This window comes from Brevibacillus brevis (assembly GCF_900637055.1).
GTDB classification, from domain to species: domain Bacteria; phylum Bacillota; class Bacilli; order Brevibacillales; family Brevibacillaceae; genus Brevibacillus; species Brevibacillus brevis.
In genome coordinates this window covers 2,612,099-2,633,396 of the sequence record NZ_LR134338.1, presented here as the reverse complement: position 1 = coordinate 2,633,396, position 21,298 = coordinate 2,612,099, and the positions used below count along the sequence as shown (strand labels likewise).

Below are 21,298 nucleotides of genomic sequence, written 5' to 3'. Positions count from 1 at the left end.
TCGCGCTCTCCCCTCTACTCTTCGGACACTACAAAAACTTTCATGCCTTTTTACTGATGGCTAGCGTCGTATTCACCTTTTTTGAAAAACGCCGAGATGGTTCAATCCCCATGAGAGGAACGTTTTCCTAATAAAAGCGAACACTTAATCGCTATTGTACCGTATGGTTCCCATAGTATTCAACGCCAGTAGCAAAATGGGGCAAAAAAGCCACCTCGCCCCTAGCGAGATGGCCGATTCTCCTCAGTATTCCTCGTTTCTCATTCGTTCTGTACATGACATGCCTATTCCATTAATTAGTGTAGCACTAATGGTGAAGATTGGTCAAAATGAAAAACCAAAACATCTGTTTCCCTTTCTCTATTTCTTCCCCCATCCGTGTAAATCCTGCTGCCATCAAGGAAAATATGCTCATTGTTCTTGCGTAGCACTCCAGCCGTGCCTCAGGTATTTCCATTCATCCGCGTTCTGGCTTTGGGCATCCTAGTAAGGCATCGATTCCTGAGGCGAAAAAGGGGGGAATATTTTTGATCAGTGCTACCAAGCCGTTCGTCAAATTCCACAAGTATGATGCTGAGCTAGCTTCTGACGTTCACGCGTTAAATTCTGCCGGATACAACAGTGATGACATCTGGGTTTTGAAATGGAATCCTGATAAAAATCACTCCAATCAACGAAACAATTTTTATAAATACAGTACCCACTTTGAAAGTGCCGTCGGTCACATTGACAGCATGGCGCATTTCTTTGACAATGGCGGTAAAGAACTCCGTCAGCGACTCGAAAAGCTTGGTCTTACGAAAGATGAGTGCTCTGCCTTGGTTCGCGAACTACAGGATACAGACTACACCTGCCTTCTCGTTGTACGAGACCTTAAGGATAACATTATTAAAATGAATGACTGATCGACCGCAAGAAAAAGCCACTGCTTGGGTTCTAACGCCAGCAGTGGCTTGTTTCATTCATACCGGATTACTTGTCTTCTTTAATGAGTTCGATACCTTCCAGCACTTCGTTCAGCTTCGCGTAAACAGTGCTCTCCTCGTCCTCTTCCAATGGTACCATTTCGCCGCCGTCTACTTGGAATACGAAGATGTCCACTTCTTCATCTTCTTCGCTTTCTTCGTCTTCCACTGCTTCAGCCAAGGCAATATATTCTTTACCGTTCAGGTCGAACATAGCCAATACTTCGAAATCCCCCAACGGTTCACCATTTTCATCGTCCAATGTAATGATATCGCCCAACTCAAGGTCTTTGTTCTCTTCTGTCAATGTGTTCACGTCCTTATGCTGATATTCGTATTCTGATCCATCATACCGTTTTTTTCCGGGAGAAGCAAACAGGCGAATAACTCTGTGCCTTCCCCGTCACAAAAAACAGCCTACCACTTAAGGCAGGCTGTTAGCTGATTACTCACTATACTCTTGAAGAACACCTTTTTCAAGCAAAAATGCTTCTTCTGCCTGAAGAATGGTCACGATCGCTTCGCGTTTGACATACATCCCTGCAGAAGCCAGACGACTCTCAATCGCACGAAGCAGTTCTTCAAAATCAATGATCTGTACATCTTGATCGCTCACAAAAAAACCTCCCTTTTCCCATGCACCTTTTTCATTGTACACGAACAGGTCGTTTCTTCCAACTCCACCATTTTCGTCGGATTGGTTTTAACAAATAAGCGCTCCAGATGACGAGCACAAAGGAAAGAACCACGTACACACATGAGAAAAACAACCACGGTGCAAAACTGATGTCATCGGATTGATCGAATGACTCGCCTAAAATATCTAACAAAACGATGATAGGGTTCATCCCTGCCAACATCTGCAGCTCATACATGCTCCAAACATCCGAATTGACGTACCGTTCCGGATACGTCTGTTGCAAGGATTCTCCGATAAAAAAGAACAGCAAGCCAGTACCTACTACAAAAAAGAAGGCAATGCCGTATGTGGTAACGGTCGAAATTGACGTTCGTTTAATCCAGGTGGAGCAGAACAACCCCAACGATCCGAGAAAAAACATATTCACCGCGAGAAAAAGGACGAGCTGGACCATTTGTTCCGGGGAGACGCTTCCGTACAGCATCACGATACTGTACAAAGGCATCGATGCAACCAAGAGCAATGTGGAGAACGCCAAAGACGTAATGAGCTTGCTCAAAATAATCGTGCGCGTCGACAACTGGGTCGTCAGCAAAATAGGCAAGGTCTGGCGTTCTCTCTCACCACTGATCGCTCCAGCAGTCAGGGCAGGTGCCACAAAGCAAACCATCGCGTAGTGTATCCCCGCGGAAATTAGAAACAGGTCCCGGTTATCCCCTAACGATTCAGCCTTCAGGGGGTCCATGAGCAAAAAGCCCATCGGAATTCCCCCCATGACAAATAAGTAAATCGCTAATATGACCATGGTCTTTCTCGAGCGGAATCTGTCCCGCATTTCTTTTACCAAAAGAGGATTGAATAAGAAGTCGCTCACTCCATACCGACTCCTTCCGTAATCGCTAAGAAGACGTCTTCTAAATCTTTCTTGGAGTCGCCATAGTAGACGACTGCGACCTGCTCATCCAGCAGTTCTTGAAGCAATTCAGCTTTTTGTTGCTCCGTCCCTTGAAAGTAGAAGCGAAAGCCTCCCATATATTCTGTCAATTGATGTACATACGGAGAGCTCGCTAACAAAAGTCCCGCTTTGTCCAAGTTTCGCAGGGCTCTTAGTTGCATCCGGCTTTGTCCTGTGTCCCGATTGCTGACCTCATGTACAGAACCATACGCAATTAATCTGCCTTTTTCAATGACACCAATATCATCACACAGCTCGGCTAGCTCCGGCAAAACATGGGAGCTGATAATAATCGTCTTGCCCATTTCCCGTAGTTGCTTCAAAATCTCGCGCAATTCAATACGGGCTCGCGGGTCCAGCCCTGATGCCGGTTCATCCAAAATCAGCACGGCCGGATCATGTACGAGACAACGTGCTAACCCCAGGCGCTGCTGCATGCCTCGAGACAAAGAATCGACGAAGGCGTCTGCTTTGTGAGACAAATTCACCAGTTCTAAAAGATCACCAACAAGTGCCCGTCTTTTGGAGGCAGGAATTTTGTAAGCCCCGGCATAGAACTCTAAATACTCTACCGCTGTCAAATTGTCATATACACCAAAAAAATCGGGCATGTAGCCAACAGACTGGCGTACACTCGCTGGATCTTTTCGTACATTGTAACCGCAGACAAACGCTTCCCCTTCACTCTGTTCCAGAAGGGTAGACAAGATGAGCATCGTAGTAGATTTTCCGGCGCCATTTGGACCAATGAAACCGAACACCTTTCCTGGCTCGATCGATAGGTTCAAATCCGTCAACGCTTGCAAATTGCCGTATCTTTTTCCTAAATGAACGGTTTCGATTACCATTTCCGCACCCCCTCTACCTGGAAAATTGGCTCTGGTAGAGCTAATCGCGACGTTCCATTGTGGGAAAAACGAAGCAATAATGTTTGATTTGGCGTCAATACTTGCTGGAGTTCATTATCGAGGACAAGTCTCGTCCCGCGCTCAACAGGTATCCACCTACCGCTCTTTTGGTGGAAGTATTCTATCCGGAAAGGCTTGAACGAGCTGTGATTTAGCGGTACCGTTATTCGCTTCATATTGATTGCCGCTTTGTCTGTACGCAGCTCAAACGTAATGCTGCCCTTACCAAGCTGCCAAATGTATCCGGTATTATCGAAGTCCCCTGTCATTTCATACATCTCGGCATCAAGCAGGCCATATGGAAAAGTCACTAGACCTTGTTCATTCGGCTGTAATTGAATAGGTTGCTGAATCACATTCCAGTAATGTGCTTGATGAGGCACCTGCATTGTCATCAGAGGAAGAGGCTCTGTCGTTACGCCGATGATACTTACTTGATTCCCCTCTTCATACTCAACGACTCTTTCCTGCATTTCTTTGATTCGTTCTTCCATCGTTTGCAATTCGTTTGTTGCTTGCGGTTTTCTTGGCTTAAACAAGGGCTCAAGCACGCTGTCAATCTGCTTTTCTTCTCCCTTTTTCAATGGCCCAAGCGGAATTCGCTGAAAACCAATTTCAATAAAAGTCTGATCGTAGGCAAACTCCGTATTGTTTTTCACGTGCCCTTGCAGACGATTCTCATTGATTCGCAAGGAAGCAGCAAAAGCCCCCATGTCGTGTTTTACCCCGATACCGATTGCCTGTTTCGGTGTCAAATAGGGGAGATTACGGAAAGAGAGAACCTCATCGCCATCGATTAGTCCCTCTGGTCGATAATCATTTCGCCCCACTGTCAATGGCAGTGCAACGATCGAAGGTTCAAGCTGTACATCGTATTCGTTTTGATCCACCCCCAAAAACGTTGCAGCTGAGCGAACATGAGCCAGAGACTCATCTAATATGTCGATCTTGGTTACTGCGTAGCTGGTACTCGTTTTCACCACAGCAGGCTTTCCAACCGCGAATATAGCGACAGTCAAGAAAATTCCTCCTACCGGGATGACTCCCCACGCCCATTCAGTTTTTCTCATTCTTTTCAGAATGAAGTATGTCAATGGTGCGAGTATGATTACATATCCGCCCCACAACGCCACCATCCAGATCGGCGGAGGAGTTTGTACTGCAGGAATCTTCTTGCTCAAGTCAAGAAAAGGCCGGGTCATTTGATCCATATAAAGCTTCTCTTCAAAAATTTTCTTGGCGCCATGCTGGATCATTGCATTCTGCCACAGTTGTGGATTGAACTGCCACGATGCCAACGGTTCTGCTGTCACATCATAGTTGACAAATAGCAGCAGCCCTCTGCCGTACGATTTTGACACAAACAAGGGCAAGTCACGGTTATACACACCGATACTGCCATTTGGCGCGACTTTCGCAATGTCATACCCACTTAATGCTTGCTGTAGCTCTATATTACCAGCTTTTCCGGCTTCTACAGGGAGGATATCTGCAAAACGCTGGATCATCCCATCTTGATTGGGACCTGCGGAAACAACCACGATCCCTCCCAGTTGGATCCACTCCTTGATTGCTGCCATCTGTTGATCATTAATCGTAGAACCACTATTGCCTGCCAGCGCTAGCATGTCTATGTTTTCGTATATCCACGATTGGTCAGGCAACATTTGTTCCGTGAGATTTTGAACGGACAAGGGGCGATTCATTTTGGATTGTGATTGATTGACGGCAAGGAAATGAAACGCATTGCCCTCTTCGCTGATCACCCCAATGGTACGCCCGTCCGTAGGATAAGAGATACGCAGTTTTTCGCTTTTGACAACTTGACCGTTTTGCGTCACCTGGACGTACCAATCATCGAGCAATATTTGGGAAGGCATATCAAAGTACACGGTTGTACTCTTTCCTTGCTCGAGCTTTATTGGACGCCGAAGCTTAAATTCATTATTTTTTTTGACTTGTCGCTGGGATAACTCTACAGCCCCTGTGAAATTCTGTTCTTGGCTGGTTACCTTTACGTTTAGTCTCATCCATGATTCATATTTGACGATACCACTTAAAGGTATCTCGAATTGTATGTCTATGTTGCTCTCTGCCATAGCTGGGCGTATCGAAAAGCTAAGCCATGTGATGACAAAGATTAACACCCATTTCCATCTCATGCTTGTTCCTCCGCTCATTTTCGTGACGCCAAAGAGATAACCAGTTGTTGCAGTTGATCATGACGTGAGATAAGCAGTAAGTGCTTACCTTTGTTTGCCCAGTTTCCTTTGATCAGTTCATCAGATGACTGGTTTCGCAATGGTAGCTCGCGTGTCACAAAAGGCTCTACACCCACGTTTACTTCCATCAGCGTCCCATTTGGGTGTGTATAGGTCAATCTCGTATCCGAGCTCCACGATGCCCACTGTCCCACTGCAAGCGAGGCAACTTTCCCCGTCCGCATTTCCATCAGCTGTACTTCACCGGCTTTATTGAAGGCAAGCAATCTTCCATCTGGTGACCATTCAGGCTGAGAGCCTTCTACAAGCTTCCATTCTTGGAAAGATACTGTGCTACTCACCCAAATTTCTTCGACGCCATTTTTGGAGCGGGTAAAGGCAAGCGAATCATCATGTTCAGACCAACTTGGTGAAGAATACAAGACCCCTTCTTCTTCCTTCAGCAATCGGCTGCTTCCCATGCTGTAAGACGTCGGCATCTCCACAATCCATATCCGCGATAATTTTTTATCCTGCTCGACGACAGCAATTTGCTTCCCAGAATTAGACCACGCTACCCCCATGTATTTGCCTTCGGTTGGTGGCAGTTTGATCGTGACGGGCTTTAATTCCTCATCGATTGGAATGGTTTTCAGCTCTGTATTGTTATTGATATAAGCTAACTGAGCGGCTTTGCGATCAATATCAACAAGCTCCACGGCTGCTTGTGCTGGCAACTTAAGTAATTCATGCTCTCGAACGGCAAGAGAGGTATTGTTCCACCATACAAATCCTCCTATGGCAAGGGCGAGAGCAACAGCAGCGATTCCGCTCCAAACCAACCTCCCCCATTTTTTGGGTGCGGCTTTTGGAGCTTTTGCCTGTTTGGCTTCGAGTTCTCTCATTTTCTGGAGCAATTGTTTTTTGAGGTCTGATTTTAGCTGATAATTGACAGGAACCGATCCGCGCATCTGCTTCAAATGGGCTAGGAGTTGGGTTACGGTCTGATCATCCGATTGATGATCCTGGGGGTGCTTCTCCTCTTCTCTCATTCGGAGTCCCCCCTCTCATACATCTTCTGAAGTTTTTGTAATCCTCGATAAGAGATCATTTTGATACTCGATTCTGTTTTGCCAAGCACCTCAGCTACCTGACTGATTTTGAGGTCAGCAAAGTACCGGAGCATCAACACGTCTCGTTGATCCTGAGACAACAAGTCCAGACGATCACGAAGCAGACGAATCTCTTCATTCGTCAGCGCCTGCCGTTCCGGCTGCCATGTGTCGTCCGGTTCTGCTCCTAGAAAATCTTCCTGGTCAACCGGTAACTCCCTGTTTTTCCGCATAAAATCCACATATGTATTGTGAGCAATACGAAAAATCCATGATGCGAAAGGACTTGTTCTGCTATATTGCTCGAATTTTTCTAGCGCTTTTAAAAAGACCACGGTGGTCAAATCATCGGCATCCCACGTACTTTGAACCCGGCATCGTAAATACCGGTTGACGCGATCAAAATATTCGTCATACAGTTCCGTAAATGGACGAGATTCATAATAATCTCCGGATGATGGCCCCGACGGTTGCTTCATAGCCATTCCCATTTGCGTTTTCCTCGGTTTCTTCCAGACTGAAGCATGCTCTCAGAATGGACTTTCTCCACTGCATTCTGAGACTACTCTAACTAAGTATTACGTATTACTTAGGAAGAAAGTTTCATAATGCGGCAAAGTTTTTTGAATTATTTCCCTAATGCGGCATCTAATGCTAACTGAATGTCTTGAACAGCCTCGATTCCGACCGATAACCTTACCAGTCCCATCGTGATTCCCGTTTCCTTGCGCTGCTGTTCAGAAAAAGCACGGTGGGATGTCGTAACAGGATGAGATACACTCGTCTCCACACCTGCAAGGGACGGAGCCAACTTGATCCAGTCAAGCGCCCGGTAAAAGTCGTAAATCTTCGTCTCGTTTGCCAGAACAAAGGATACCATTGCCCCCTGTTTTTGCCGTGTAAAAAAGAAGGTATCCGTAGGACTTGGATAATACACTTGTCCAACTGCAGAATGATCACGAAGAAACGCAGCGATCTGGCTGGCATTATCGCATTGACGCTCCATTCTCACTGCCAATGTTTTCAAACCACGTGATGTCAGCCAGGCCTCAAAAGGACTGAGCGATGATCCGTAATTGGATACAATCTCTGTGGCACGCTTGATTATCGCCTGTGATCCAACCAGAACACCTGACGTCACATCGCTATGTCCACCTATGTATTTGGTTCCACTATGTACCACAAGATCTGCCCCGAATGAAATGGGTTGTACCAAATACGGAGTTGCAAACGTATTATCCACCATGACCGTTAAGCCAAGACTCTTTGCTTCCTTGATCCAGTAAGGCAGATCCACAACAGTCAATAGCGGATTGGTGATGGTCTCCACGAAAAACAGCCGCGTAGTGGGGCGAACATGATCAGCAAGCTGTGTCATTTGACCAAGCTGGATGCATTCAAGCTCGATTCCAAACCGCGACAGCTCCTTGTGCAGTAGCGCATAGGTACCGCCATAAATTTCATGGGATGCCAGCACGTGATCCCCAGGAGAAAGAACGGCAAGTAAACCCGCCATGATCGCTCCCATACCGGAGGCAGCACTGACACCTGCTTCTGCGCCTTCTAAAACAGCGATTGCATGCGCCAGCTCAGCTTGGTTGGGATTGCCATTTCGGGTGTACAAGTATTCTCCCTCGCCGACGTAGTACTGTTCTACTTCTTCCAAGCCTTCGTAGGCAAAGACAGAGGTTTGATAAATCGGTGTAGTTTTGCTCTTTACTCCCTGCAAAGGGTCATGTCCAATATGTACCGTTTTGGTCTCAAATCGTTCTGCCACATTGATCACCCTTTTCTCCCAATCATACCACGCGTGATTGGAAAGGAAACTAGCGGATTGGCAAAAGCTCGACTATTTGTGTTATAATTCGAAACCGAACCACCCAACAGTACGAAAAAAAGGAAGGTGCATAAGATGAGAAAGATGATGACAACTCTGTTCACATGTCTGACGGCAATCGCCTTGGTTACGGGTTGTTCTACAGGAAGCAATGAAGCCGCTCCTAATCAGCCGACTACGCCAGCAGAGAAACCAGCATCCAAAGAGCCAGCTAACCCACCGGGTCCAACCGGAGAGAAGAAATACGAGAAGGCTCCGGCTATGCAGATTGACAAAGCAAAGGACTATCAAGCAACAATCTCTACTTCCATGGGAGACATTAAAATTGATCTGTTCGAAAAGGATGCACCAATTGCTGTCAATAACTTCGTTTTCCTCGCAAAGGACAAGTACTATGACGGCATCACGTTCCACCGCGTCATGAAAGACTTCATGATCCAAACAGGTGATCCATTGGGTAATGGCATGGGTGGCCCTGGCTACACGTTTGAAGACGAATTGAAAAATGGTCATAAATATGAACCAGGCGTGGTCGCCATGGCGAATTCCGGTAAAAACACGAATGGTAGCCAATTCTTCATTGGTTCTGGTCCTGACGTGACAGGATTGGACAACTCTCCGAATTACACGATTTTCGGAAAAGTTACGGGTGGCATGGATGTCGTTCAAAAAATTGCCGGAACAAAAGTAAAGAAACACCCACAAACCGGTGAACCAAGTATTCCTGAGCAAACGATTACCATTAAATCCATTACGATAACGGAAAAATAAGAGTAATCAAACTGAACACGAAAGCCACTTTCTCAACAGGAAAGTGGTTTTTTTATGGATGAAACATCCGTTAATGAAAGCATTTTCATAAAACACATTGTTTTGTAAATAGTTCTATGGAACCAATTCCCTCTTGAACCATTCCGATAAGATCGATAGACTTGCAAAAGACCTGATTCGCTTCCGCAATCAAAACGCAAAAAGCGAAAAGGAGTGGTTCACACCATGTTGACACGAGAAGCGCCAACGCGCTTTTTCTTCTTTTTGAACAGTTTTGGCTTGATGCTGTTATGCTTATTTGTTACACCGACAAGTGCAATGGCACCACAACCAGTACAAATCCTCCCTGTTCTCGGTCATGCACATGCGCCATCGGAACAAGTTTCGAAGAAGGAAAAGAAACCAAACGCATCTGCTACAGCGGTAAAACGCGAGTCTGTGCAGGTTAGTCGTGATAGTCGCCCAAAAGTGATTCGCAATGGAAAAGTGAAGATTTCGAAGAGGGATATGGAACTGCTCGCCCGGTTAGTGTATGCGGAAGGCCGGGGAGAACCGTATGAGGGACAGGTAGCGATTGCTGCCGTTGTATTGAATCGGGTTGCTTCAGATGAATTTCCAAATACGGTACGGGAGGTTATTTATGCTCCCAATGCGTTTTCGCCTGTCCATGACGGCAATTTGACACATAAATCAAATGAAAGTACGAGAAAAGCGGTCCAGGACGCGGTGAATGGAAAGGATCCGAGCAATGGTTCCCTCTACTTCTTCAATCCGGATACGGCTACATCCAAGTGGATTTGGTCACGTCCTGTAACAGTTGAGATCGGTAACCATCGTTTTGCTCGTTAACGCGCTACTTACAGAAAAAAGATTTAATAATACTTTATTTTTATTTTATTGATGTTTTACTTTTGCTTGCTATGTTGTAGGTGTAAGCACTTTTTCAACGCATTGAGAAAAAGTTCGATTATCTTCTTTGGATGACTTTTTAACGTAAGCATGTTTAGATCGATCGTTCAATCTGAGTATGCCTACGCTAATAGCTTTGATTGATTGACTGTTTTGGGTGAGAGCAAACCAGTCATAGAACAATCAGTCGTTCTTTTTCTCAATCGCCCCCAATAATTAGGCATTCCCATCTGGGAATGCCCCTTTTTTTTATTAAAACCCGTATATAGACATACCACCATCAACCGAAATCGTTTGACCCGATATGTATGAAGCTGCATCAGAAGACAAGAAAATCGCAGGTCCTATCAAATCCTCGACATCCCCGATTCGGCCACTCGGTGTTCGCTGCAACACCTCTTGGACAAACGCTTCGTCGCTCAGCAAGCCCTCCGTTAATGGCGTACGGAAATACCACGGCGCGATTGCATTTACGTTGACACCAAACTTGCTCCATTCTAATGCCAGCACCCGCGTCATTTGGATGAGACCAGCTTTGCTGGCACCATAGGCGACACCCGTGCGAAGTGCTACTACACCTGCGACCGAAGCGATATTAACGATTCTTCCATAGCGCTGCTCACACATGATTTTGCCAGCAGCTTGACTCATGAAAAACGCTGCTTTCAAATTCAAATCCACTACCCTATCCCACTCTTCTTCCGTTACCTCATGAGCTTTTTTGCGGATATTCATTCCAGCATTGTTGATCAGAATATGAACACCCCCTAGCCCTTCGACTACCTGCTTCACAACGCTGTCCGTTGCATCAGGCTCAGTCAAGTCAGCCTCGACCGGAAAAGCCACTCCGCCTTTTGCTTCAATCTCCGCTACCACCTCTTGCAAATCAGAAGCTGTTCGCGAGACTACCGCAACTTCTGCACCTGCTTCTGCGATTCCCAACGCAAGTGCCTTCCCAATTCCTCTTCCAGCACCTGTAATGATTGCTTTCTTTCCATGCAAATCAAAACGTGTCATTTTCGAAACGACTCCCCTTTCGTTACCTTAGAGGATTCTGCATCCATCGCCTTTTCCCTTGTCTTTTGCTACAATATACCTGTATGGAAAGGGGGCAGTCCGTTGCGTTTGTACAGTCAGATGACACTCGCCGAGCTGCAGGAGGAAATGGAGCGCCTGCACGTAGAAGCGAAAGAAAAAAAGAAGCTTGGTGATCACTCACAGCTTGCGATCATTACACAAAAGTACTTTATGGCGAAATCGTACTATTTAGGAACGGGTGAGTTCCGAATTGGCAGCAAATACAGCGTGCCTGATTACGATCAGCCGTTTACCATCGATTATTTCAACGGCGTCTTTGCTTGGGGACGTTTCCCTGATTCGGACGAACAGACAGGTTTTCCAGTAGGTATGCTGGAACTGTGGTTCGACTAGTAAAAAGAGATCGGCACTCGCACTCTTGTGCATGCCGATCTCTTTTTTCTTGCCCGGGCACATGCCGCAGCAGCATGGATATACTAAGAAAAACGAAAGTGAGCCAACCCGCATATGGACTGGATTTCTATCATCCTCCTGGTACTACTGGCGCTCGGTGTCATCGGCAACAACGCAACCGTATCCATTGCAGTTGCGATCCTTCTCTTAATGAGGCTCTTGTCGTTGGACCGATATTTCCCGCTGCTCGAGCAGCATGGCCTACAGCTCGGGATCATTATACTGACGATTGGCATCATGACTCCGCTCGCAAGCGGCAAAATCAATCCTTCGTCTATCTTGGAGATTTTTACGAATTGGCATTCGTTACTGGCCGTCGCCGTCGGTATGTTTGTGGCTTACCTAGCGGGAAAAGGAACAGTCTTGATGACCCAAAATCCATTGATCGTTACTGGATTGCTGCTAGGTACGATCGCTGGTGTCACTTTTTTCCGCGGTGTTGCAGTCGGTCCCTTAATTGCAGCAGGGATTCTCGCCTTTATTTTGCAATTTCTCCCGAAGTGATTAGCTCCAGCGCTCTTTAAGTTGAAGGCCATAGGCCAAAATTTGCTGTGGCGTAACCATGCGGAAGCCTTGCTGCGCACGATAATCAATCGTAAGCAGGTCAGACCCGATATAAGCAATGGTTTCGCGATCTATCAGAAACGTCAAAGAATCGACCTGGTAGACTTCATCTTCTGGCCCTTGCGTATCCCACCACAACGCATACTCTACATTCATACCGCATCCACCGACTAGCTCACCGTTGATCCGAATGGGCTTTTCTGTACTGGCCATGCGTTCTACTGCCTCTTTTGTCACTTTTACTATCATGTTTGGTGCCACCCTTCTCATGATTTTCCAGCATACTGGATGCATCATCTCTTACATGATAGCATACAATGCTTGAAAGGCAGCAGAAAGGACGATCACCTATGAACATCTACGAACAAGATGGGATTTTTGTCGCTGAAACGGAGTTCCAATCGGAGCACGTTGTCATTTTTGCGAATACGTGGGAGGAAGCCAAGGAAAAACTACTCGTTCGGCTTCTCGTACTAGAAATGATTGGTTGAGTAAAAAGCGGGTCGCCCAGTGGACCTGCTTTTTCAATGTGAAAACAACAAGGAGCTACCCATAACCATGAAAGATCCGACAGCAACGAAAATTGACGAGCAGCACCTGATCGCTCAAATCAGACAAGCAACAACCAAAGCCAATCGCAACAATGTCACCCGCACACAAGCATACCTCGCCTTCTATCTTGAGCATCAAGAGGTTCACTGGGCGTTATTGGCCCATCTGGTCTCACGAAATGGCGGGTGGAACATGACCGACTTAAAAGGAGAATGGCTACCGCTTATCATGGATGCACAGGCAATCGAGCCGTTTTTTTGGTTTTTGGAAAGATGTAACTGGCTGATTTTTCACGATGCCTATGCGCAATTACTACTGTATGCGGAGATGAAACGAACGGGGACAGATTTAACAAAGCTTTTGGAGCCACTTGGTGTTTCAGTCTTTATGCAATCGTATTGGCAAGAGTTCCTCACATCCAAAGACAGTGCGCGCATTACACATGCACTCATCGTCAACGAACAGCAATATATCGAACAACGTGTCGTACAGAAGCCGTTTACACTGAATCGTATATTCGCTTCGTTTGCTTTCGTCGCCCAATCTGCTCTCTCGATGAATCAAGTGCTCATTCCTTATAAAGCGCATCCTACTGATCGCCGACTGAGCTTGATCGGGTTGAATGTTCATCATTTTCCCGACGTCAGAAACCGCATTCAGGTCGGAAAAACGTTGTATCAGCAATTGTTTGAAGATCCTTTTCGCTTTGAAAAAATGGTATCCTATTGCTCTCGTATTCCTCATACAGGCTCGCGAGCAGATTATTGGCCGCATTTGTTCACACCTCATCATACTCCTTCCACCACAAAAGATGAGTACCAACTACGATTGGATGGACATGAGCTGCTAGAAGGAAGTCCGAAGATATACAGCCCACGTCTTCAAGATGCATGGGCTGATTATGGACACGATCCGGCAGATGGGGTAGATTGGTTTCGAGATGAAAAATGGCACAAGGTCGTGAAAGAACCTGCTTCACTGCCTGCCATCGACAGTGATTCTTATGTGCGTTCCTTGCAATGGATCGAATACGGAGTCAAACTCGTCTCAGCAATCACGTAGCTTGGAGAGGAGATCAGCCCCATGGAAAAATGGATGCAAGAAATGGCGTTGAATCAAACAAGTTTTTTGCTATCCTGCCAATTGCCGAGCGGCACCTTTCGCCTCAGCCCTAAACGTGATCAAATCAATCCGTACTTTACTAACCTCGGAATCATTTCCCTCATCCGCATGAAAGAGGTAGAGGCTGTTCGAGGCCATCTCGATTGGTATTTGCGAAACCTGAATGCGGACGGCTATATCAATGATTTTCGTCTTGAACAAGGCAGAGAAATCGATACCGGCACAAATGATAGCGAAGATAGCTACCACACTACTTATTTCAGCCTGCTTGCGGAATGGATACGAGCAACCGGACGTATGGACTGGCTCCATGCCAACCACGCTAAACTCTTGTCCCTTCTCCAAGCAGTTGCCCGCCTTCAACAGAAGGACGGTCTGACCTGGGCGAAGCATACGTATCGAGTCAAATATTTGATGGACAATTGCGAGGTGGCTAAGGGGCTGGCAGATGCTTCGTATTTATTTTCGTTGATCGGAAATGTAGAGGCTGCCGAGGAAGCGGCTGCACGCGCCAAAGCCTGCGTGCTCGGCATCAATGGGATGTACAGTCGGATTCGCAAGTCGTATGCAATGTATGATCGTACGTACCCCGGCTGGCGAAAATGGTATCCGGACGTCACTTCCCAAGCATTTCCTATCGTCTACAGCTTGACTGATGCCAATACCGCCTCGCTGCTCTACCAGAGGATCACAGACGCGTTCCCGCATTTTGATACGTTTCAGACTGGTGATTTATACCCTTGGATGACGATGGGGGTATGCGCGCAGTTAATGGGTGATAAAACACGGGTGAAGACCATGCTCGTAACGGCCACAGACTTGTACATACACGGTCCCAGGTACCCGTACTGGCTGATTCAAGATGCCGGACGCTATATTGAGTTACTACTGGAAGTGGATTCATGAGGATCAGATAAGAGCTGCTTCACCCAACGATAGCAACGCTCAAGTTGTTCATCTGTCACTTGGTCGGAACGATGCTCGAACATGATCTTTACGTGCGGGTTTTCCTTCCGGATGATTGTCAGGTAGTCCTCAATCGGAGCCCACCCTGCTTCCGGTTTACATTCAGGAAGAACGGGAAAGTGAACGAATTCAACCTTATCAGCGGTTACCTTCATACTCTTCAAATGAATGCTCCACGCATACTTCGCATACTTTTGGATGACATGACGCGCATCGAAAAACGGGTCGATTTTTTCTTGCAGGAATAATCGACCGGTATCGAGACAGAGCTTGATCGTTGGATATTTCTGCAGCAAGCATTCTAAAAATTCAGTCTCATACACATATCGGTTGAGTGCATCGAATTCAAGGACTGGCGTGAAGTGAAACTCCTTGCCTTTCTCAGCCAACCACGCAAACAGCTGCTCACTGCGATATCGAAACTCTGCTTCTGTGTAGACATGCTCCCATACATAGTCTCGCGAATCATAAAAGCGCCATTCACTCCAGTCGACGCGATTATCCAAAATGACAGGCTTCGGATACCTCCATATTGACCAATCATGAAATTTTTCATTCGAGGGTTTCCTCCTATTTTCCTACGGTATAGAAAACGCGGGAAACCTCTCCCCGCGCTTGCTCTACTTTCTTTCAATTTTCGTACCCGAGTCGTGCGTCACCACGAGAAATGGGGTCAATTCCCCTTCCTCCCAATAAAAGGGCAAGACAGAAATCGGCACTTGCCCTTTCGATGCAAAATCATAAGTGAGACGCGCTAACAGGTGGGCTCCAGCTTCTCCTGCCATATCCGCCACAATCAGCACATCCTGATGCGGAATCGCGACACCAAGCGAGTCTCCTTGCTTTTTCTGATCCATCTCCTCCAGAAATGAATCAAGCAAAATTCGACTTGCCGCGTATCCATCTGTCGGACTAATAAAATGGATGCGCTGACCTCCTACCTCTTGTGACTTTATTGAAAAGGGAAGCTTTCGCAAGTTTTCCATCGCGTAGGAATGAAGCTGCTCGCTCGTCCAGCCTGCTTCCTGCAACATCCGCTTCTCTATCAATGCGTATCCTTCCCCTTGATCTAGAGCGTACAGTACGTACGTATCGGCCGTATGCTCCTTCACCACCCAACGCTCCGGGTACTTGCTGATCATGGAGGCATGACGCAATACCGGATAAATGTTATGCTCTTGGCCGCTTACTCTTCGTTGTCGATCCAACTCCATCCCTCTCTTCCCTTCGTTCATTACCAAGGTGGACTATCGTCGTCCTCCGTCGGCGTGCTCACTGGGGTATACGCAACGTTTTGGCTTCGCTCTTCGATTTCTTTCACGATGTCTGCCAATGCCTTAGGCTTTAAAAACTCAACAGGGGACATGCCACGCTCGAACTGTAGCTGCTCGCCTTCTAATAACACCAAATAACGCCCGTTTACTTTAGCGATATGCAGGCTGGTACCGTAATCTGCCAATAATGTGCGGATCTGCATATGATCCAGCTTGAACTTCAGCTCGACCTCTGGTTGGCGATCCGTAATGATTTGCATCGCTTCCATTACGGTCTCATGCTCCCATTTTTCTGCGAGCTCCCGCTTCGGACTTGCCGCAATGAGTTCAATCGATTCCTCTTCCCGTATCCGCTCTTCAGACTCTTCGGGATACGTATATTCGATGTGCTGTCTCGCCAATGAAATGACTTCTTCAGAGACGATCTGCGTCATCGTTTGCGGATACTCGATAAAACGCAGAAATTCCTCGAAATACCGCGCGTGGGAGAACTGATGGATCTTCACATGATACGGGTCATTCATCCCAGATTCGATCATGTACGGATACATCAGTGATTTCATGTTTTTGGCATTGATCGCCATGCGTACATTCGATATAAGGCTCTTCTCATCTGTGATGACCGCTGTTTTTTGTTCGAAATCGCATTTTAAAATAAAGACATAGCGCTCATCAATAAGCTCTAGCCTCGTCCGCACCACAATCATGACCCCGCCTCTCACCTGAGAGGTTCGCAAATACGACTGAATCAACTCCTGACAGGGCTCCTTGCTCTCCCCTGGCGTTTCTGCTGCCAACAATCGATTCAAGAGGGCATAGTTGGGGTTCGAGTCCAATGGATGTCCTGGCTCCAGCACAAATTGACCCAGTTTTGTCGGCGTGCCTTCTGTCCTCGGATTCATCTCGACTTTTCTTTTCGCAATCCGGGCGAATTCCCCATCGAGAAAATCTTTCAACTCGCTTCTCAGATATTCATCATGGCCCAAATAGCGCGTCATCCGCACTTGTTTTATGCCATCCTCTTCTTCAGGCTGTTCCATTAGATAAAAGGATAACCAGTCAATTGTAAAATTCATACCCTTCGCTCCTGTCTGCATGTAACGAACTGATTATAGCAAACCTATTGAAAAAAAGGTCAGCTTTTTCAAATCATGATAAGATGAAGGGAGGAGGGGAAAATCAGACAATGTGGACTCGTATGAAGTCATGGTGGAACGAAACGATACGCGATAAACCATATCAGCCCGGCCACTTGGCAGGACAGTATAAAATAACAAAAGTACTAGGGATGGGAAGCTACGGGATCGCATATCTCGCTACTCACAACCCTACAGGTAATCAGGTCGTGCTGAAACAAGTGAAACCAAGCCTGCGTCATACGCCAAAAGGAGAAGCCATGCAAGCGTATGAAAAAAAGGTGCTGATGTCCCTCTCGCATCCGCAAATCCCCCGCTGTCTGGATTCTTTCACTTATCGGCAAGACTCGTTTATGGTCATGACTTATATAGCAGGCCCGACACTCGAAGACATGTTGTTTGATCAAAACATCGTGGCGGATGAGCAAAAATGCGCCAAATGGATCCGCCAAATCGGGGAACTCGTGGCCTACCTCCATGAGCAAAATGTGATTCACCGCGACGTACGCATCCCCAACGTCATCTGGAAAGAGGACAAGCCGTACCTGATTGATTTTGGCCTCGCTCGGTTCATTGGTGATCGCCCGACTTACACGGCTGATGCCCTTTCCGCCTACCCGTCTGAAAAACAATTGAAGCGAGAAGTTGCTCCATCCAGTGATTTGTACGCATTGGGACATTTCTTTTTATTCTTGCTCTATTCCGGGTACGAATCGGAACCGGACGCACCTGAAAAAAGCTGGGAAGAAGAGCTCACTTTATCCCCTTCCATTCACATGATGATACGGCGCTTGTTACAAATGGACGCCCCTTATGAAAGCGTACATGATTGGCTAATGGAGCTGGACCGCTATTTGATCCACTACCAAGAAAAAAGAGCAGGGCATCCGTAGACTCCACGGATTCTCCCTGCTCTTCTTCGTCATTCATTCTGCAATCGGCTCTTGTTTCGCCTGTTCCATCTTTTCCTTCAGTTCCCCTGCTTCCTGGCGCAGCACTTGCCGTTCGTGTTTCGTCAGAACTTCTCCACCAACTGTGCCATTTACCAGCAAATCCTCTTCATATAACCGATCTTTGCGCATGGAAACCTCCTGCAGACAAGTTGTGTACTTCTTGTCCTACTTTGTTCCAAAGCTGCCCTTCTTATGTGCACGATTTTGATTCCGTTTTGCAGGGCTCGCATTTTTGGCTAGAGCGCCTGACCTTTGTGCTGGCTCGGGCTTTCGTACAGGCCGCGGATCTTCGAGTGCTCCGTGCGCCATGAATTTTTCAGCAATAGGCAAGCCTGTTTGCTTGGAAAATTTTTGGATGATGAACCGTTCCTGTGCCGTAATGATCGAAAATACCAGTCCGGCACGCCCCATACGCCCAGTTCGGCCACTGCGATGAATGTACGTGTCAGCATCCGATGCAGGATCGTAATGAACAATACATTCCACACCTGGAATATCAATACCACGTGCCGATACATCTGTCGTAATCAACACAGGAAATGCTCCATCCCGGAATTGTTGCAGGGTGCGGGCACGATCTTCTTTCGTAGCATCACGGTGCAGGAGTCTGCACGGCAAATGGTGGTAGTTGAGCTTCGAGACAATCTCGTCCACTTTTTCGATTTGATTGACAAAAACAATCGAGGAGCGTACATTCACGAGGCGCAACAAACGACGAAGCGTGTCCACCTTTTTGCGTGGATCGGTGACCAAATACATATGTGCTACTCCTGCGGCTCCTTCTGGTGCTGCTGCACGAATAACAGCTGCATCTTTTGTAAAAATTTCAGCCGTATGCACGACTTCCTCTGCGATTGTCGCTGAGAATAACAGACGTTGTGTATCACGCAGTGTTTTTTTCATGACCTCTTGAACTGGCTTGCCGAAGCCCGCATCCAGCATCCGGTCTGCCTCGTCGACAACAACCGTCTTCACTTCATGGACCTTTAGCTTGCGTTGCTCAATCAGTTCCAACAGTCTTCCTGGTGTCGCTACGATCAATACAGGCTTCTTCTTCAGCCTCTCGATTTGGCGTTTCACATCGACACCGCCAATAATGGACATCACGGCCGTGTCCTTCCCTGGCAGAAGGCTTTCTGCTTCCCGCGCGATCTGAACAACGAGCTCATGCGTCGGTGCAAGTACAATAGCCTGTACATCTTTTTGCTCCATATTGATTTTCGATAAAATCGGCAATAGATACGCAAACGTTTTGCCTGTCCCTGTCGGTGATTCAATCAAGGCATCTCGACCAGCCATAATCAACGGGATGGCTTCACTTTGTACAGGTGTCGGTGTTTCCATTTTTCGCTCTCGCAATATAGTCAACAGCGGTGCGCTAATTTGTAAATCTGCAAACGTGGTGCTCACAAAAACCCTCCTGGCATAAATTCGTGCATTGGGTAAGCTTACCACACTTTGCAGGTAGAAAACAGAGGTAAGCAAGTCCTCATGAGGTAAGGTCCATCAGAGATAGATAAAAACAGGCGAAATCCGCATTGGACTTCGCCTGACCTTCCTTCTACCCGTTATTGGAATCGAAACGGGTTTCCTGCTTCTCACCCTGGTCTTGACGGTCCCGGCTGGTGGTTTGGTTACGTGTCCCTTTTGGACTTTCCATGTACTCCTCTACTTCCTTTTGAAACGCCTCATCATAGTCACGCACACCTATCACCTCCTGTCCTTTATTTTGACCAGGGTGATCACATATTATTTTCTGAAACCTTTTGCTCCCTCATGCGTCTTCTCCTATAGGAATGATAACCCAAGTACAATTTGTCAAATGGATGTGAATATGGAATGGAGACGTTATCGCGCACTCGCACTCGCACACGGAAGCGAGCCAAGCGCAAAAGACCATGGCGTTGGGTCAAGAAATGGATGCTCGGCACTGCCTTAACCTGTACAACCTTAGCACTGCTGGGAATTATTTTTTTATTCGGAACGAAAAACGGAGTAGAATTACGCGAGTGGGCGGCAGGCACTTTGCTGACAACACAGCACGATTACTGGGCCCCCTATACATTTTTACCTGATGAAAAACTGAAAGAACTAAAGCAGCAAATTACACATCCGACCGTTATCAATTCCGAAGGCGCAGGTACAGTCACGGCAGGACCTGCTGTTCCGACGAAATCGAATCTGGTAACCGTCACACTTCCGGAGAAACCAAAGGAGCTAATCGAGATCGAGGAAATTGATGTCTCGAAAGGCAGTTATTATTTTAAAGGAAAAATCATGTACATTAGCGACCCGAGCAGAGTACGGCTCGTCGTCACGAATCGCAAGGACCGTGGAGATCTGCTCGATGAGTTCGTGAAAAAAACAGGAGCCATCGGGATTGTCAATGCGAGCGGATTCGCTGACCCAGACGGCTACGGCAAAGGAGCGCGAGCCTACGGCGTCGTCATCCACGACGGAAAGATTTTGCAGGGCTACAACCCGAGAAGCGGAGAAACCGCGTTAGGACTGACCTATGACGGTAAACTGATTACAGGCAGCTACTCGGCTGAACAACTCGTAAAGATGGGCGTGCGTGACGCTGTGAGCTTTCGTCCGCAGTTGATTGTAAACGGGAAAAATATGTTTGAAGGAAAGCCTGCCAAAAGCTGGGGTATTCAACCGCGTACCGCAATTGGACAAAAAGAAGACGGGACGATCGTATTTGCTGTCATTGACGGACGCCAACCCGGCCATTCCATCGGCGCAAGCATGAACGATATGGCGGAAGTATTGGCTGAGCGCGGCGTAGTTACAGCAATGGCCATGGACGGTGGTTCCAGCTCCATGATGCTGCACAACGGTGAAGCCATCACGAAGACGTCTTCTCCGTATCATCGAGGCCGCTATTTGCCAAATGCGTGGGCTGTTTTTTAGAGAGGGCTGAGAGGATAGAGGAGGTT

The 21,298-nt window shown here is 47.1% G+C and carries 26 protein-coding genes; 10 read left to right on the top strand and 16 right to left on the bottom strand.

What is annotated here, in order from left to right; genetic code table 11:
• The first annotated feature begins 527 nt into the window (after nucleotides 1-527).
• Nucleotides 528-905, top strand: a complete 378-nt coding sequence (locus EL268_RS13255; protein ID WP_106656493.1) for a YflT domain-containing protein — start codon at nucleotides 528-530, stop codon at nucleotides 903-905.
• Between the two features lie 67 nt (nucleotides 906-972).
• Here the strand turns inward: EL268_RS13255 and EL268_RS13250 are convergent, their stop codons facing one another.
• The 8 genes from EL268_RS13250 to EL268_RS13215 all read right to left on the bottom strand — a co-directional run bounded on the left by EL268_RS13250 (nucleotide 973) and on the right by EL268_RS13215 (nucleotide 8,567).
• Nucleotides 973-1,272 (bottom strand): DUF1292 domain-containing protein, encoded by a 300-nt coding sequence (locus tag EL268_RS13250; protein WP_007718819.1) that lies wholly within the window; start codon nucleotides 1,270-1,272, stop codon nucleotides 973-975.
• A 138-nt stretch (nucleotides 1,273-1,410) separates the two neighbouring features.
• Nucleotides 1,411-1,623, bottom strand: a complete 213-nt coding sequence (locus tag EL268_RS13245) for a hypothetical protein (RefSeq protein ID WP_017249136.1) — start codon at nucleotides 1,621-1,623, stop codon at nucleotides 1,411-1,413.
• A complete protein-coding gene (locus EL268_RS13240) occupies nucleotides 1,613-2,479 on the bottom strand; it encodes an ABC transporter permease (protein WP_106656494.1) in 867 nt (288 codons plus the stop codon). Before EL268_RS13240 ends, EL268_RS13245 begins: the two co-directional genes overlap by 11 nt.
• Entirely contained in the window at nucleotides 2,476-3,408 is a 933-nt protein-coding gene (locus tag EL268_RS13235) for an ABC transporter ATP-binding protein (protein WP_106656495.1), read from the bottom strand. Before EL268_RS13235 ends, EL268_RS13240 begins: the two co-directional genes overlap by 4 nt.
• On the bottom strand, nucleotides 3,402-5,630 hold the full coding sequence (locus EL268_RS13230; protein WP_106656496.1) for a hypothetical protein: 2,229 nt from the start codon (nucleotides 5,628-5,630) through the stop codon (nucleotides 3,402-3,404). Before EL268_RS13230 ends, EL268_RS13235 begins: the two co-directional genes overlap by 7 nt.
• Before the next feature lie 14 nt (nucleotides 5,631-5,644).
• On the bottom strand, nucleotides 5,645-6,721 hold the full coding sequence (locus tag EL268_RS13225) for a TolB family protein (protein ID WP_106656497.1): 1,077 nt from the start codon (nucleotides 6,719-6,721) through the stop codon (nucleotides 5,645-5,647).
• Nucleotides 6,718-7,272, bottom strand: a complete 555-nt coding sequence (locus tag EL268_RS13220; RefSeq protein WP_047067599.1) for an RNA polymerase sigma factor — start codon at nucleotides 7,270-7,272, stop codon at nucleotides 6,718-6,720. The genes EL268_RS13225 and EL268_RS13220 overlap by 4 nt, the downstream gene beginning before the upstream one ends.
• 137 nt (nucleotides 7,273-7,409) lie before the next feature.
• On the bottom strand, nucleotides 7,410-8,567 hold the full coding sequence (locus EL268_RS13215; RefSeq protein ID WP_106656498.1) for a trans-sulfuration enzyme family protein: 1,158 nt from the start codon (nucleotides 8,565-8,567) through the stop codon (nucleotides 7,410-7,412).
• A gap of 126 nt (nucleotides 8,568-8,693) precedes the next feature.
• Here EL268_RS13215 and EL268_RS13210 point away from each other — a divergent pair, with 126 nt between their 5' ends.
• Together EL268_RS13210 and EL268_RS13205 are read left to right on the top strand one after the other, a co-directional pair.
• Nucleotides 8,694-9,389 carry a peptidylprolyl isomerase gene (locus EL268_RS13210; protein WP_106656499.1) on the top strand — a complete coding sequence of 232 codons (696 nt, stop codon included), beginning with the start codon at nucleotides 8,694-8,696 and terminating at the stop codon, nucleotides 9,387-9,389.
• A gap of 225 nt (nucleotides 9,390-9,614) precedes the next feature.
• Nucleotides 9,615-10,238, top strand: a complete 624-nt coding sequence (locus tag EL268_RS13205; protein ID WP_106656500.1) for a cell wall hydrolase — start codon at nucleotides 9,615-9,617, stop codon at nucleotides 10,236-10,238.
• 312 nt (nucleotides 10,239-10,550) lie between these two features.
• Here the strand turns inward: EL268_RS13205 and EL268_RS13200 are convergent, their stop codons facing one another.
• Nucleotides 10,551-11,315, bottom strand: a complete 765-nt coding sequence (locus EL268_RS13200) for an SDR family NAD(P)-dependent oxidoreductase (protein WP_106656501.1) — start codon at nucleotides 11,313-11,315, stop codon at nucleotides 10,551-10,553.
• A gap of 102 nt (nucleotides 11,316-11,417) precedes the next feature.
• Here EL268_RS13200 and EL268_RS13195 point away from each other — a divergent pair, with 102 nt between their 5' ends.
• Both EL268_RS13195 and EL268_RS13190 read left to right on the top strand, forming a co-directional pair.
• A complete protein-coding gene (locus EL268_RS13195) occupies nucleotides 11,418-11,729 on the top strand; it encodes a YfhH family protein (protein WP_048033314.1) in 312 nt (103 codons plus the stop codon).
• 114 nt (nucleotides 11,730-11,843) lie between these two features.
• A complete protein-coding gene (locus tag EL268_RS13190) occupies nucleotides 11,844-12,293 on the top strand; it encodes a DUF441 domain-containing protein (protein ID WP_007718844.1) in 450 nt (149 codons plus the stop codon).
• Here EL268_RS13190 and EL268_RS13185 read toward each other — a convergent pair whose 3' ends face one another.
• Nucleotides 12,294-12,602 carry an iron-sulfur cluster biosynthesis family protein gene (locus tag EL268_RS13185; RefSeq protein ID WP_106656502.1) on the bottom strand — a complete coding sequence of 103 codons (309 nt, stop codon included), beginning with the start codon at nucleotides 12,600-12,602 and terminating at the stop codon, nucleotides 12,294-12,296.
• Between the two features lie 101 nt (nucleotides 12,603-12,703).
• Between EL268_RS13185 and EL268_RS32800 the strand changes: the two genes are divergently transcribed.
• From EL268_RS32800 to EL268_RS13175, 3 genes are all read left to right on the top strand, one after another.
• Nucleotides 12,704-12,844, top strand: coding sequence for a hypothetical protein (locus EL268_RS32800; protein ID WP_007718846.1), 141 nt, complete (start codon nucleotides 12,704-12,706; stop codon nucleotides 12,842-12,844).
• 67 nt (nucleotides 12,845-12,911) lie between these two features.
• Nucleotides 12,912-13,967, top strand: coding sequence for a DUF2515 family protein (locus tag EL268_RS13180; RefSeq protein WP_106656503.1), 1,056 nt, complete (start codon nucleotides 12,912-12,914; stop codon nucleotides 13,965-13,967).
• A gap of 21 nt (nucleotides 13,968-13,988) precedes the next feature.
• Nucleotides 13,989-14,933, top strand: coding sequence for a prenyltransferase/squalene oxidase repeat-containing protein (locus EL268_RS13175; protein WP_106656504.1), 945 nt, complete (start codon nucleotides 13,989-13,991; stop codon nucleotides 14,931-14,933).
• Here EL268_RS13175 and EL268_RS13170 read toward each other — a convergent pair.
• The 3 genes from EL268_RS13170 to EL268_RS13160 all read right to left on the bottom strand — a co-directional run bounded on the left by EL268_RS13170 (nucleotide 14,900) and on the right by EL268_RS13160 (nucleotide 17,343).
• A complete protein-coding gene (locus tag EL268_RS13170; protein ID WP_232030408.1) occupies nucleotides 14,900-15,499 on the bottom strand; it encodes a hypothetical protein in 600 nt (199 codons plus the stop codon). The genes EL268_RS13175 and EL268_RS13170 overlap by 34 nt on opposite strands.
• Nucleotides 15,500-15,613: 114 nt before the next feature.
• A complete protein-coding gene (locus EL268_RS13165) occupies nucleotides 15,614-16,207 on the bottom strand; it encodes a DUF1444 family protein (protein WP_106656553.1) in 594 nt (197 codons plus the stop codon).
• Between the two features lie 20 nt (nucleotides 16,208-16,227).
• A complete protein-coding gene (locus EL268_RS13160) occupies nucleotides 16,228-17,343 on the bottom strand; it encodes a DUF3900 domain-containing protein (RefSeq protein ID WP_106656505.1) in 1,116 nt (371 codons plus the stop codon).
• A 122-nt stretch (nucleotides 17,344-17,465) separates the two neighbouring features.
• Here EL268_RS13160 and EL268_RS13155 point away from each other — a divergent pair, with 122 nt between their 5' ends.
• Entirely contained in the window at nucleotides 17,466-18,296 is an 831-nt protein-coding gene (locus EL268_RS13155) for a serine/threonine protein kinase (RefSeq protein ID WP_232030406.1), read from the top strand.
• Nucleotides 18,297-18,329: 33 nt separating this feature from the next.
• On the opposite strand, the gene EL268_RS32795 is transcribed toward EL268_RS13155, so the two are convergent.
• From EL268_RS32795 to EL268_RS32790, 3 genes are all read right to left on the bottom strand, one after another.
• Nucleotides 18,330-18,485, bottom strand: coding sequence for a hypothetical protein (locus tag EL268_RS32795; RefSeq protein WP_007718860.1), 156 nt, complete (start codon nucleotides 18,483-18,485; stop codon nucleotides 18,330-18,332).
• Nucleotides 18,486-18,521: 36 nt separating this feature from the next.
• Complete coding sequence (locus EL268_RS13150; protein ID WP_106656507.1) at nucleotides 18,522-19,766, bottom strand: DEAD/DEAH box helicase; 1,245 nt, start codon at nucleotides 19,764-19,766, stop codon at nucleotides 18,522-18,524.
• A gap of 151 nt (nucleotides 19,767-19,917) precedes the next feature.
• Nucleotides 19,918-20,061 carry a hypothetical protein gene (locus tag EL268_RS32790; RefSeq protein ID WP_162837736.1) on the bottom strand — a complete coding sequence of 48 codons (144 nt, stop codon included), beginning with the start codon at nucleotides 20,059-20,061 and terminating at the stop codon, nucleotides 19,918-19,920.
• Nucleotides 20,062-20,195: 134 nt separating this feature from the next.
• Here EL268_RS32790 and EL268_RS13145 point away from each other — a divergent pair, with 134 nt between their 5' ends.
• On the top strand, nucleotides 20,196-21,272 hold the full coding sequence (locus EL268_RS13145; RefSeq protein WP_106656508.1) for a phosphodiester glycosidase family protein: 1,077 nt from the start codon (nucleotides 20,196-20,198) through the stop codon (nucleotides 21,270-21,272).
• Nucleotides 21,273-21,298 lie beyond the last annotated feature (26 nt).